Source organism: Pseudomonas xanthosomatis (assembly GCF_019139835.1).
GTDB classification, from domain to species: domain Bacteria; phylum Pseudomonadota; class Gammaproteobacteria; order Pseudomonadales; family Pseudomonadaceae; genus Aquipseudomonas; species Aquipseudomonas fakonensis.
This window is the reverse complement of the sequence record NZ_CP077075.1, coordinates 316,821-330,000: the sequence shown is the minus strand read 5'-3', so window position 1 is coordinate 330,000 and position 13,180 is coordinate 316,821. Positions and strand designations below refer to the sequence as shown.

Genomic DNA, 13,180 nt, shown 5'->3' with positions numbered 1-13,180 from the left:
CGGAGAAGGCTAGGCCAGCTTGGCGTTGGTTGTCCAAGTTTAAGGTGGTAGGCTGAAATCTTAGGCAAATCCGGGATTTCAAGGCCGAGAGCTGATGACGAGTGCTCATTAGAGCGCGAAGTGGTTGATGCCATGCTTCCAAGAAAAGCTCCTAAGCTTCAGATAACTAGGAACCGTACCCCAAACCGACACAGGTGGTTAGGTAGAGAATACCAAGGCGCTTGAGAGAACTCGGGTGAAGGAACTAGGCAAAATGGCACCGTAACTTCGGGAGAAGGTGCGCCGGCGAGGGTTAAGGACTTGCTCCGTAAGCCCATGCCGGTCGAAGATACCAGGCCGCTGCGACTGTTTATTAAAAACACAGCACTCTGCAAACACGAAAGTGGACGTATAGGGTGTGACGCCTGCCCGGTGCCGGAAGGTTAATTGATGGGGTTAGCGCAAGCGAAGCTCTTGATCGAAGCCCCGGTAAACGGCGGCCGTAACTATAACGGTCCTAAGGTAGCGAAATTCCTTGTCGGGTAAGTTCCGACCTGCACGAATGGCGTAACGATGGCGGCGCTGTCTCCACCCGAGACTCAGTGAAATTGAAATCGCTGTGAAGATGCAGTGTATCCGCGGCTAGACGGAAAGACCCCGTGAACCTTTACTATAGCTTTGCACTGGACTTTGAGCTTGCTTGTGTAGGATAGGTGGGAGGCTTTGAAGTGGGGACGCCAGTTCTCATGGAGCCATCCTTGAAATACCACCCTGGCAACCTTGAGGTTCTAACTCAGGTCCGTTATCCGGATCGAGGACAGTGTATGGTGGGTAGTTTGACTGGGGCGGTCTCCTCCCAAAGAGTAACGGAGGAGTACGAAGGTGCGCTCAGACCGGTCGGAAATCGGTCGTAGAGTATAAAGGCAAAAGCGCGCTTGACTGCGAGACACACACGTCGAGCAGGTACGAAAGTAGGTCTTAGTGATCCGGTGGTTCTGTATGGAAGGGCCATCGCTCAACGGATAAAAGGTACTCCGGGGATAACAGGCTGATACCGCCCAAGAGTTCATATCGACGGCGGTGTTTGGCACCTCGATGTCGGCTCATCACATCCTGGGGCTGAAGCCGGTCCCAAGGGTATGGCTGTTCGCCATTTAAAGTGGTACGCGAGCTGGGTTTAGAACGTCGTGAGACAGTTCGGTCCCTATCTGCCGTGGACGTTTGAGATTTGAGAGGGGCTGCTCCTAGTACGAGAGGACCGGAGTGGACGAACCTCTGGTGTTCCGGTTGTCACGCCAGTGGCATTGCCGGGTAGCTATGTTCGGAAGAGATAACCGCTGAAAGCATCTAAGCGGGAAACTTGCCTCAAGATGAGATCTCACTGGGATCTTGAATCCCCTGAAGGGCCGTCGAAGACTACGACGTTGATAGGTTGGGTGTGTAAGCGCTGTGAGGCGTTGAGCTAACCAATACTAATTGCCCGTGAGGCTTGACCATATAACACCCAAGCAATTTGTGCGTGAGCCGAATTGTGGTGGTGAAGACGAAAGAACCGAAAGTTCACAACGTCAGCAAGAACCACAAATATCGCATATCCGAATTCGCTGGGCTGTTCATCTGAACGGGCTGGCTACCGAATTTCTTGACGACCATAGAGCATTGGAACCACCTGATCCCATCCCGAACTCAGCAGTGAAACGATGCATCGCCGATGGTAGTGTGGGGTTTCCCCATGTGAGAGTAGGTCATCGTCAAGATTCATTTCGCAAAACCCCTATCTGCGCACGCAGGTAGGGGTTTTGTCTTTAAGTAGAGAGTACAGAGATTCGCTGGCACGTCCCTTGACGGTCCGGCACACAGAATTTCTTGACGACCATAGAGCATTGGAACCACCTGATCCCATCCCGAACTCAGCAGTGAAACGATGCATCGCCGATGGTAGTGTGGGGTTTCCCCATGTGAGAGTAGGTCATCGTCAAGATTCAATTCCGAAACCCCTGATCGCCATGCGGTCAGGGGTTTTGTCTTTCTGGCGCATGCGAAAACCTGCACCGGCCTCATCGCCGGCAAGCCGGCTCCTACAGAGAACCATGACCACTGCGCTGCCGCGTCCCCTGTAGGAGTCGGCTTGCCGGCAATAGGGCCCAAACAGGCACAAAAAAAGGCCGCCCCCAACGGGAGCGGCCTTTCAATACAGCTCAGCCCTGTCAGCTGAGCAGGTTCTTCACATTCCCCATCGCCTCATCGGCAAACCCCTGCAGGAACGCCTGGAAGCCCGGCAACGCCTCCGGGCCACCTTCCCAAGGCTCGGCCTGGATGGTCCAGGTCGCACGGCTGCGCTGGCCATCGATCGCAACCACCTCCATCGCCGCCCACAGGTTGCCGATATTCAGGCTGGTGTAGATCAGGCTCCAGGTCATGTTCATGGCCTGGTCATCGCGCGAATTGAGCTGCTCGATCACCACGTTGCCATCCTTGAACAGCTTCTTGCGCACCGAGCGCACACCGCTACCGGTCATGTCGATATGCGCCAGTGCCGGGATGAACACCGGGAAGCCGGCAAAGTTACCGACAATGTTCCAGACGCTGGCCGCAGGCGCGGCAATTTCCACACTGGACACCACCAGGCAGCCTTGCGGGTTGCGGATCAGGGTATCGGGCTTGAGTGCTTGCATGTCGTGTTACTCCTGTTGTGTAAAAAACGATCAGATAAAGCCGATGTCGGTCAGGTAACGGCAGCCGCGGCGCAACAGGTCCGGGCTCTTGCTCGGGTAATGGCTGCCCATGCGCTGCACGCCGGCGCGCGCGTTGTCATGGGCGATGCCGGAGATATCCCCGATGTCTTCTTCGAAACCGTCCAGGTAGAAGCCCAGGACGTCATACAGCGCGTTGTCACGGTCGACCCGACGTAACTGCTGCTGCCATTGCTCGACGCTCACCAGCTCAAAGGCATGGCCCTGTTCGTGGAATGACGCCAGGTAGTCGCGCCAACGCAGCGGCTCGGGGTTGTGCAGGTTGAACACGCATTGCCCGGCCTGGTGACGGCTGCTGTGGAAGGCGATGAAGCGCGCCAGGAAGTCCACCGGCATCAGGTCAAAGTCGATCTCCAGCCCCGGCACCTGGCCCAGTTGCAGCGACCCCTTGAGCATCAGCATCAAGCGGTTGCGCTGCGGTTGGCAGGCCCCTGTGCGGCTGTCGAAGGTGATGTTGCCGGGGCGGAACAGGTTGACCCACACCCCCTGCGCCCGCGCCCGCTGCAATATCCGCTCGCCCACCCACTTGCTCAGGTTGTAGCCATTGCGGATGTAGATCGGCGGCGTCTGCGCCGGGTCGTCCTCCAGCACCCGGCCGCTGCTGTCCACGGCGCTGCAGGCCGACAGTGTGGAAACGAAGTTGAAGATCTTCTTGCGCCGTCCCTCGCACAGCCGCAGGCACTCGAACAACGGCTCGATGTTGTCCGCCGCCAGCACTTGGTAATCGAGTACATGGTTCACCTGCGCAGCGTTATGCAGTAGCGCGCCGTAGCCGGTATCCAGGTAGTCGTAGTCGGCCTGGCTCAGCCCCAGCCGCGGCTTGCGCAAATCGGCCTCGAACACCCGCACACGGGCCAGGTCCAGCTGCACCTGGTTGTCAGCCAGTGCCTGGGTGAAACGTTCGTCGGCACTTTGCCCGCCACCACTGCGCACCAGGCAGGCCACCTCGGTGGCGCCCCAGTCCAGCAGCGCCTCCACCAGGTGCACACCGAGGAAGCTGTTGGCCCCGGTGACGATCACCTTGTGCACATCACCCAGGCGCTCCACCGGCAGTACCTGCAGCCCCAGTTCGCGGTTGGCATCCTGCTCCAGCCCCGCCAGCGCCTCCTGTTGCTGCCCCTGCTCGCCATCGAGCAGCGCCCCCAGGCGCTGCAGTGTCGGCAGCTCGATGAAGCGGTTGATCGCCACGCCCCGCCCGAAGCGCTCGCGCACCTCCAGCAGCAGCCGCGACAGCAGGATCGAATGCCCACCCAGGTTGAAGAAGCTGTCGTCGGCTGAAATGTCCGCCTCCGGCAGCTCCAGCAGCTCGCTCCACAGGCCGAGCAACTGTTGTTCAGTCGCAGTACCCGGTTGCAGCCGCTCGCTCGCAGGCAGCGCCAACGGGCGCAGTAGCAGCGCCTGGCGGTCCACCTTGCCATTGGCGGTGTAGGGCATCTGCTCCAACACTTGGTAGAACGCCGGGCGCATGTAGTCGGGCAGGGCACGTTCGGCATGTTCACGCAGCCGTACTTCAGCTTCCTCACCCTCAGGCTGGGCGAGAAACGCCAGCACCCGGCGCTGCCCATCGATTACCACCGCCACCTGGCCGAACAGGCGGCTGTCGCGCAGGCAGTGCTCGATCTCCTCGGGCTCCACACGGTAACCACGGATCTTCACCTGATTGTCCCGCCGCCCGCACAACTCGATACCCTGCGCCGTCCACTTGCCGATATCGCCCGTGCGGTAAGCGCGCAGCGAGCGCCCCTCCGGCAGGCCCAACTCGACAAAGCGCTCCGCGCTCAGTATGGGATTGTTCAGGTAACCCAGCCCGACGCCGGGCCCGGCGATATACAGCTCCCCGGGGGTCTGCTCTGCTACAGGCTGCAATTGCTCGTCGAGAATCAACACTTGCGTGTTGGCGATCGGCCGCCCGAGGTTGCGGTTGCCATCCCCGGCAGCGAACACCCGGGTGGTGGCCAGCACCGTGGTTTCCGTCGGCCCGTAGATGTTGTGCAAGTGGCACTGCCCGGCCAGCCGGGCGATCACCTCCGGCTCGCACACATCGCCGCCGGTTATCAGGTGCCGCAGCCCCAGGTGCGCATCGCGGGGCAAAATGCTCAGCAGCGCCGGTGGCAGGAAGGCATGGCTGACTTCCTGGCTGTGGATAAGCCCCAGCAACGCCTGCGGGTCGCGGCGCTGGTCCTCATCGGGCAACACCAGTTCGGCCCCGCAGGCGAAGGTCGGCAGAATATCCAGCAGCGAAGCATCAAAGCCGATGGTGGAGAACTGCAGCACCCGGCAGCCGGCATCCAGCGCCACATGCTCGCGGTACCAGGTCATGAAATGCGTCAGGTTGCGCTGGCTGAGCAGCACGCCCTTGGGCAGCCCGGTGGTACCCGAGGTGTAGATCGCCACGCAGGCCCGCCCGGGCGTTGCCTCACGCACGGCCAGGCTCGGCAGCGGAGCATCTACCGCCCGCGCGATATCACGCACATCCAGGCCGAAGACATCCAAAGGCGCCTGCCCGTCATGCAGCAGCACGCAGGCACCGGCATCCGCGAGGATGCGCTGGCGGCGCTCCACCGGCGTAGCCGGGTCCAACGGCAGGTAGATGGCCGCACACCCGATAATTGCCAGCAGGCTGGCATAAAGCTCGGCTGATTTGGCCATGCACACCGCCACCACTGGTGGCTGCACACCCTCGGCAGGCAACAGTGGCAGCAGGGCCCGCTGAATGCCCACCGTGCGCGCGTGCAGCTGTGCATAACTTTCACGCAGGCCCTTACGGTTCAGCGCCGGGCGCCCGGCATTTCGCCGCAGGCTCTGCTCCAGCCGCTCGATCAGCCCGCCTTCGGCCTGCTCCAGCAGGTCGGCGCGCAGCGTGCGGTTGAATGGGTGCCGGTAGGCCAGGGCCTCCAGCCAGTCCAGGCCGTGCTCGCGCTCATGCACACCGGGGCTGACCGCCGGCGCTTCATGCAGGTATTGCGGGTTGCGGGCAAACCGGTTGACCTGCAGCGCCAGCAGGTCGCCCAGCGCCTGCAGGGCATCTTCACGCAACTGTCGGCCATTGCCCGAAGCCGGTGTCGGAACCAGCTGGCGTTCGATCAACCGTTGCGCGCTGGCACTGCCACACCAGCACAGGGTTTCCAGGCGCGGCAAGGTTTCCGCGAAGCTTGCGCCCAGGCGCAGCCGTAGCAGTGGCGTGGCCCCCAAGGGCTGCCAGTCGCCGCTGGCCAGGGCCAGGCTGCCGTCTTCCACCACCAGGTCAGGGTGGCTTGCCAACTGTTCGCGCAGGGCTTGCGCGCTGCCAGCCGTGGCCGCGCCGTGGCCTTGGGCGTCGAGCTGGCAGGCCAGTTCCCCCAGGGCGGGGCTGGTGCCCGCCAGGAGTATGTCGAGGCGTCTCATGATGTGCTCCTCAGGGCAGGTAGTCGCGCAACGCGTCCTGCACGCAGCCGGCGTCGAGCATCGAGCTGCTGCGCAGAAAGCGCAGGATGTTGCCCAGCAGCGGGTGCTGGTGATTGATCGGGAAAGCCAGCCCCTGTACTTCCTCGCGCAGGGCCTGGCGCACCGCCTCGCCTACCGGCAGCGCAGCGATCAGGGCAAAGTCGAAGCCCTGCTGGATGTCGTTGGTCAGGTACTCGCGCAAGAACACCGGCAACACCTCGGCCAACGCCCGGCGGTCCGCCTCCGGGGCGGCCTGCCAATAAATCCGCGTCAGCCGCGCCCAAAAGCTCGAATGGCGCCCCTCGTCGAGCAGGTGGTCGGCCATCAGCCCCTTCACCGACGGCTTGACCGTGTCATCGCGGGCAAAGGCCGCCACATCGTCGGTCAAGGTGTTCTCGGCGATACCCACGCAGATCAGCTCCATGGCATCGCGCAGCGCCTCCGGCACCCGCTCCAGCGCCGCCGGTATCGCCCGGCTGAGCTCGATCTCCTGGGGCAGGGCGATAGGCTCGATGCCGGTCAGGGCAATGGTCTGCTGCAGGAAGTCCATCGCCACCAGGGCGTGGTAGTCCTCGTCCACCACCACGGTCATGGCGTCGTAGCGGCAGGCGAACGGAAAGCGCACGGCAAAACGGTCCTTGGCGATGCGCCGCGCGGTGCGATCGACAATCTCGGTCTCGAAGATCACCACGTCATTGATGAACTTGTAGAGGCTCTGCACCAGCACGAAATCGCGCAGCTGCGGGCATTCGCGCTGGAAGGCCGCGCCCAGCACCAGTGGCTGGCGGCTGAGCGGGTAGATCAGCCGCTGGTCATCCTCCACCCGGCGCCGTGGCCGGGTGCGGATGGTCGCGCGCTCTTCCCAGGCATCGGCGAAGGAGCGGTACTCGGCGGCATTCATGGCGTAACCTCGGCCAGCGGCGCCTTGATCGACGCACGCAGGCGGTCCCACAGCGCCATGCGGCTGTCCACTGCGGCAATGGCCGCCACGTAGACATCCTCCTCGCGCACCGGGTCATGCTCGACCAGGCGCGCCAGCAACTGCTCGGCGGCCGGGCCATGGTCTTCGGAGTCCACCTCGATATGGCGTTGCAGGTAGTAACGGAAGGTCGGCGCCTGCTCGATGCCGATACCCCACTCATCGAGAATCTGCTGGAACATGCTCGGGATGACGCTTTCGCGGCCATGCAGGAAGGCCGCGGCCACCTGGTGCGCCGGTGCGTCCAGGGCAACCTCCAGGGTGTCGCGCACGAAGCGCTGCGCCGCCTCGCTGGCCCCGGCGCGCTGCAGCGCCTCGGGGTGGCTGACGCCCTGCTGCATCAGGCTGACGAAACGCTCGATCGCCTGGGTGCTGGCACCCACTTCGCGCATGGCATCCAGGTACAGCTCGAAGTGGCTGTAGTGGCCGTGGTCCAGGCGGTCATCGGACTCCTCGCCCAGCACGATTTCGTTGATCAGACGCGCCGCCGCAGGGTCGGCAGGCGGTAGCCAGGGCAGGCTGACGCAGGTCAGTTCCTGTTGCAGGCGCTTGGTCAGCGACATGAAGTCCCACACGGCAAATACATGGGTTTCCATGAACCGGCGCAGGGTATCCAGCGAATCGATTTCAGAAAACAACGGGTGCTGGGAAAGTGTCTGTTTCTTGTCGGTAAGTGTGCGTTTCAATGGGCTCATGTTTAGTTCCGTCTTGGCATGTTTTCAGGTCGGTTGATGCCAGGCAGTTGCAGAACTTCAAAACGTCGGGCGAGCGGGTGCCTCGAACGAAGTTTCGATGTCGAACAAGCGTGCATGGGCCGTGCAGGGCTCTATGGGCCTGGGCTCACGGGGAAACAGGTCCCCCTGTATCGGCGCTATAAAAGCTAGAGCAACTTCCAAAGTACTTGCAATTGTTTTTTGAAGTATTTGCAAGTTGCAACTTTTTGAAGCTGATAGTTGCCCGATCAAAACAATCAAGTTGTTTTGATTTGGGCAATAAGTACCCCTTCCGATCATTAATGATCAGAAAAAAGATGCAGAGTGAATGCCTCACTCGGAGCACTGATGAGCGGGTGTCGAGGGTCGGGATTATTTAGGGGCGGCTGATCGGCTGGCGGTCCTGGCCCCGGTGGCAGGCTCCTTCTGCTGGTGGATGTGGGCGCAGGCGGCCAGGTCCGCTACTGACGATCAGCGGCCGCTGCGGGGACTAGAGTGTGCCCAAAATGCTGGCACTGCCATGGCCGGCAGCGCACGCCGCGCAATTGCCGCAGCGCAGTCAGGCAGGGCAGGGGGGCTTAGAAACTGAGCAGGCCGAGGTGGGTATGGAAGATGCGCACGATGCGCTGGTTGAACGGTGCGCCATCCACTGCGTGGGCCGGCAGCTCGATCAGCTCCAGGCCGCCGTATGCCAGCGGGTTCCAGCCCAGCATCGCCGGCAGCGAGCCCGGCGGGTAGAGCACCGTCATCGGCACCTGCAAGGGCGTGCTGTCACGGCCGCTGGCAACGCTCGGGCTGTCACAGCTGGCAACAAATAAGTGGCGGGTCTGCCCCGGCCAGTGGCGCTGCGCCCATTGCGCCAATGCCAGCGCCGCATGGGCGCCCAGGCTCTGGCCGAAGATCGCATGGGGGTGCTGCAGAAGCGGCTGCAGCCGCTCGCCCAGGGCACTGGCCAGGGCATGGCTGGACTCGTCGGGGTCGACACTGTCGAGGCAGGCGGTGGCTGGCAGGTCGACAGCGATCACCTCCACCGGCTCGCTCAACGCTTCGGCCCACTGGCGGTACTGCTCGAGCTGCTGGCGGCTGCAGGCCAGGCAAATCAGGCGAATCCTGGTGGGCTGTTCGTGGGGTGCTTGGGTCTGCACGTGCACTGCCGTTCCTTATGCCTGGTCACGCCGTTGGCGTGGGGTCAGGTGGCCGATTGCCTGTCGAGGTAGTTGCGGATGGTGCGTGCCGCGTTGTTCAGGTGCGCTTCGAGCATCTTCACGGCCTCGTCTACCAGCTTGTCGCTGGCTGCATCCACCAGGGCGATGTGGTCGTCCTGGGTCAGCTTGCCAAGGCCCATCGACGAAAGGTGGAAGCGCAGAAAGCGTTCCTCCTCGTTGAGCTCGATCTCGATCAGGCGCAGCAGTTTCTGGTTGCCGGCCTTGCTGTACAACGCCATGTGGAACAGGCGGTTCAGGCGGCCGATCTCGGCGTGGCGGGTTTCGGTCTCCAGCTGGCGAATGTAGCCGCGGGCCAGGGCGATGTCGTCGGCATCGAGCCGCGGGATCGACTGGCGCAGTGCTTCGGTTTCCAGCAGCACGCGCAGGCCGTAGGTATCGACAGCGTCCTCACCGATCAGCGGTGCGACCACCGCGCCCTTGTGCATCACCACCTGCAGCAGCGATTGCGCCTCGAGCTGGCGCAACGCCTCGCGCACCGGCATGCGGCTGACGCCGAACAGCGTGGCCAGCTCCTGCTGGCGCACGGCCGTACCCGGCGGCAAGCGGCCGTCGAGGATGGCGCTGCGCAGGCGTTCTTCGATGACACCGCGGGCCAGGTGTGCAGGAACCTGTTCGCTACCCAGGACGGTGCTCAGGAGTTTGGGTTTCTCAGCCACGCAGGGGTCGCCTCGGCAAAATTGGATCCAATAACACTAGAGAGGGTGGGGGGCGCTTGTCAAACACTGTGTTTGCCCCAGGCAACACAGCCCCGTGTGCAAACGCGGCTATCGTGAATGAAGTCGCAGGCATTGGGAAGACAGCCAAGGGCGCCAGCCCTTGTGGCAAGCGGGTTTGCCGACAGCTGGCAGTGTGCCGTTGTGTTTTGTTTCCCCAGCTTGCACCATCGCACCTTCCAACGGACCTGAACGGGTGTTCGCAGTGGCGATACCTTGGGCGCTCAGCACCATCCTACGCCGCCTCGGCCTGGCCGTGCTGTTCGGCTGCCTGCTGCTGGGCGGCGTCCAGGCCGATTGGGACTTCTCGCAAATAAGCCGCCGCGCCCAGGCGCTCTACGGCCCGCTCGGGGCAGGGCAGGGGCGCATCGACGCCTGGCAGAACCTGATGGCCGCGCAGCGGCAGGCCAGCGAGCTGGAGCAGCTCAAACAGGTCAACCTGTTCTTCAACAAGCAACTGCGCTACGTCGAAGACATCGACCTGTGGCACGAGGTGGACTACTGGGCAACGCCGGTGCAGTCGCTGATCAAGGGCGCCGGCGACTGCGAGGACTACGCCATTGCCAAGTACTTCAGCCTGCGGCGCATGGGCATCCCCGCCGAAAAACTGCGCATCACCTACGTCAAGGCCCTGCGCCAGAACCGGGCGCACATGGTCCTGACCTATTATTCAAGCCCACAGGCCCAGCCCCTGGTGCTCGACAGCCTGATGGACGCGATCAAGCCCGCCAGCCAGCGCAGCGACCTGCTGCCGGTCTATGCCTTCAATGGTGAAGGCCTGTGGTTGACGGGCGCGGCGGGCAACAAGAAGGTCGGCGACACCAAGCGCCTGTCACGCTGGCAGGATTTGCTGAAGAAAATGCAGGCCGAAGGATTCCCGGCCGAACCGGTTTACTGAGGGAGCACAGATGTCACTGTTCAAACAATTGCTGCTTGCCATTTGCCTGTTCCTGGTGGTCGCCTTCAGCGGCAGTTTCATGGTCAGCCTGGAGAGTTCGCGCAGCCAGTACGTCAACCAGCTGCGCTCCCACGCCCAGGACGCCGCCACCGCGTTGGCGCTGTCGCTGACGCCGAGCATCGACGACCCGGCGATGGTCGAGCTGATGGTCAGCTCGATCTTCGATAGCGGCTACTACTCCAGCATCAAGGTCATCGACATCCAGTCCAATGCCGTGCTGGTCGAGCGCCACGCCGAACCCGACAGCGGCGAGGTGCCCGGCTGGTTCATCCGGCTGATCGGCCTGGAGCCGGCCGGCGGCGACGCCATCGTCAGCCGTGGCTGGCAGCAGGCGGCGCGGGTCGAGGTGATCAGCCACCCGATGTTCGCCCTGGCAAAACTGTGGCAGAGCGCCCTGGGCAGCCTCGGCTGGTTGCTGCTGTGCGGCGCGGTCAGCGCGGTGCTCGGCGCCCTGCTGCTGCGCCGCCAGTTGCGCCCGCTGGACTACATGGTGGCGCAGTCTCACGCCATCGCCCGGCGCGAATTCCTCAGCCTGCCGGATTTGCCGCGCACCCCCGAGCTGCGCCGGGTGGTGCAGGCGATGAACCAGATGGTCGAGAAGCTCAAGGCGCTGTTCAGCGAGCAGGCCGAGCGCAGTGAGCAACTGCGCAACGAGTCCTACCAGGACAGCCTCACCGGCCTTGCCAACCGGCGTTACTTCGAGATGCAGCTCAACGCCCGGGTCAGCAATGCCGAAGACGCCCGCGCCGGTTACCTGATGCTGGTGCGCGTACAGGACCTGGCCGGTCTCAATGCCCGCCTGGGCGGGCAGCGCACCGACCAGTTGCTGCAGGCGGTGGGCGAGCAGTTGCGCCGCACCTGTGCGCAATACCCCGAAACCAACGACCTGATCACCCGCAGCCGCGGCGGCGAATTCGCCGTGCTGGCGCCGGGCATGGTGCATGACGAGGCGACCCAGCTGGCCCAGGCCCTGGCCGTCACCCTGCAAAGCCTGCACAGCACCGGTGCCAGCGATGTCGACCCGGTGGCCTGCATAGGCCTTGCGCCCTACACCCCAGGCGATGCCCCGCAGGCGTTGCTCAAGCTCGCCGACGAGGCCCTGGCCCGCGCCGAGGCGCAGCCGCAGCCCGGCTGGGTATGCCTGGAGCAAGGCCTTGCCGCCAGCGCCGGCGACGGCCACCACGACTGGCACCAGCGGCTGGACCAAGCCCTTGAAGAAGGCCGCTTCGAGCTGTTCTTCCAGCCGGTGGTCGACAGCCACATGCCCGCACGCGTGTTGCACTACAAGGTCATTTCACGCTTGCTCGACCAGCAGGGCGAGGCCGTGGCGGCCGGCCGCTACCTGCCCTGGCTGGAGCGCTTCGGCTGGATGCCACGGCTGGACCTCTTGATGCTTAAAAAAGTGCTGGCGCACCTGCCGGCCCATGCCGAGTCGCTGGCGCTGAACCTGTCCGGTGCAACACTCGCCGAGCCCAAGGTGTTGCAGCAAGTGTTCGACCTGCTCGGCCAGCACCGCAACGCGGGCCCGCGCCTGACCTTCGAGATCGGCGAGGAGCAGTTGCCCGAGCAAGCCGCGCTGGAAAAGCTCACCCGGCGCCTGCGCGGGCTGGGTTTTGGCCTGGCGTTGCAGCGTTTTGGCGGGCGTTTCAGCATGATCGGCAACCTGGCGCACCTGGGCCTGGCGTACCTGAAGATCGATGGCAGCTACATCCGCCATATCGACCAGGAGCAGCACAAGCGCCTGTTCATCGAGGCCATCCAGCGCGCCTCGCACAGCATCGACCTGCCGCTGATCGCCGAGCGGGTCGAGACCGACGGGGAGCTGCAGGTGCTGCGCAAGATGGGCGTGCAAGGCATCCAGGGCCAGCTGGTGGGCGAACCCGCACCCTGGCGTTGAGCCCGCGTTTACAGACGACGCGGTGGTTGGCACCGGCTGCGCCGGTGTTCGCGGCTAAAGCCGCTCCTACAGGTGCAGCGCCAGATCCAGGCTCTGTGCAATCCTGTGGGAAGCGGCCTTGTGTCGCGATGGGGCGCGTAGCGGCCCCAGAATATCGGCGCTCTGCAAAATCGCCGCCCTCAGATCAACCCACCCCCCTCATCATCTTCGATCAGGTTGTTCAAACTACCCAGCGCCCGCCGCGCCGTAGAGCGGTTGAGCAGCTTGGCCTGGGCTCCCGCCGGCAGGTCAGTGATGCTGATCACGCCCTTCTCGGTCAGCACCTCGATCAAGTCCTCTAGCACCCGAATCATGTCCAGGTCGCTCTGCTTGAGCTGCTTGAGGCTGTTTTCCACCAGGTCGTCGGCAAACCAGTCCTGGATCTCGGCATGGTCGGCCGGCAGCAGTTCGTTGTGCTCGGCGAAGGGGGCGGCTTCTACCCGCTGCAACTGGCCGAACTCGTCGCGTTGCACGTAGAACATGGCTTCCATCCTCGTCAC

9 protein-coding genes and 3 rRNA genes (1 of these 12 running past the window's edge) are annotated in these 13,180 nt (G+C 63.3%); 5 read left to right on the top strand and 7 right to left on the bottom strand.

What is annotated here, in order from left to right:
* The 3 genes from KSS93_RS01355 to rrf (KSS93_RS01345) all read left to right on the top strand — a co-directional run.
* Positions 1-1,476: ribosomal RNA gene (locus KSS93_RS01355) — 23S ribosomal RNA — on the top strand; it begins 1,417 nt to the left of the window's first position.
* 144 nt (positions 1,477-1,620) lie between these two features.
* Positions 1,621-1,736 (top strand): 5S ribosomal RNA (gene rrf / locus KSS93_RS01350).
* A gap of 108 nt (positions 1,737-1,844) precedes the next feature.
* Positions 1,845-1,960, top strand: a 5S ribosomal RNA gene (gene rrf / locus KSS93_RS01345).
* Positions 1,961-2,186: 226 nt separating this feature from the next.
* Here rrf (KSS93_RS01345) and KSS93_RS01340 read toward each other — a convergent pair.
* The 6 genes from KSS93_RS01340 to KSS93_RS01315 all read right to left on the bottom strand — a co-directional run bounded on the left by KSS93_RS01340 (position 2,187) and on the right by KSS93_RS01315 (position 9,729).
* Positions 2,187-2,654, bottom strand: a complete 468-nt coding sequence (locus KSS93_RS01340) for an SRPBCC family protein (RefSeq protein ID WP_217886845.1) — start codon at positions 2,652-2,654, stop codon at positions 2,187-2,189.
* Positions 2,655-2,684: 30 nt separating this feature from the next.
* Positions 2,685-6,116, bottom strand: a complete 3,432-nt coding sequence (locus tag KSS93_RS01335; RefSeq protein WP_217886844.1) for an amino acid adenylation domain-containing protein — start codon at positions 6,114-6,116, stop codon at positions 2,685-2,687.
* Positions 6,117-6,126: 10 nt separating this feature from the next.
* Entirely contained in the window at positions 6,127-7,056 is a 930-nt protein-coding gene (locus tag KSS93_RS01330; RefSeq protein ID WP_217841190.1) for a diiron oxygenase, read from the bottom strand.
* On the bottom strand, positions 7,053-7,829 hold the full coding sequence (locus KSS93_RS01325; protein WP_217886843.1) for a DUF3050 domain-containing protein: 777 nt from the start codon (positions 7,827-7,829) through the stop codon (positions 7,053-7,055). Before KSS93_RS01325 ends, KSS93_RS01330 begins: the two co-directional genes overlap by 4 nt.
* A 596-nt stretch (positions 7,830-8,425) precedes the next feature.
* Positions 8,426-8,992 (bottom strand): thioesterase domain-containing protein, encoded by a 567-nt coding sequence (locus tag KSS93_RS01320; protein ID WP_217886842.1) that lies wholly within the window; start codon positions 8,990-8,992, stop codon positions 8,426-8,428.
* Between the two features lie 44 nt (positions 8,993-9,036).
* Positions 9,037-9,729, bottom strand: a complete 693-nt coding sequence (locus KSS93_RS01315; protein ID WP_217886841.1) for a GntR family transcriptional regulator — start codon at positions 9,727-9,729, stop codon at positions 9,037-9,039.
* Positions 9,730-9,991: 262 nt separating this feature from the next.
* On the opposite strand from KSS93_RS01315, the gene lapG reads away from it, so the two are divergent.
* Positions 9,992-10,684 (top strand): cysteine protease LapG, encoded by a 693-nt coding sequence (gene lapG / locus KSS93_RS01310; RefSeq protein WP_225917286.1) that lies wholly within the window; start codon positions 9,992-9,994, stop codon positions 10,682-10,684.
* A gap of 10 nt (positions 10,685-10,694) precedes the next feature.
* Positions 10,695-12,641 (top strand): cyclic di-GMP receptor LapD, encoded by a 1,947-nt coding sequence (gene lapD, locus KSS93_RS01305; protein WP_217886840.1) that lies wholly within the window; start codon positions 10,695-10,697, stop codon positions 12,639-12,641.
* Positions 12,642-12,820: 179 nt separating this feature from the next.
* On the opposite strand, the gene KSS93_RS01300 is transcribed toward lapD, so the two are convergent.
* Entirely contained in the window at positions 12,821-13,162 is a 342-nt protein-coding gene (locus KSS93_RS01300; protein WP_217888663.1) for a tryptophan synthase subunit beta, read from the bottom strand.
* Between the last annotated feature and the right edge of the window lie 18 nt (positions 13,163-13,180).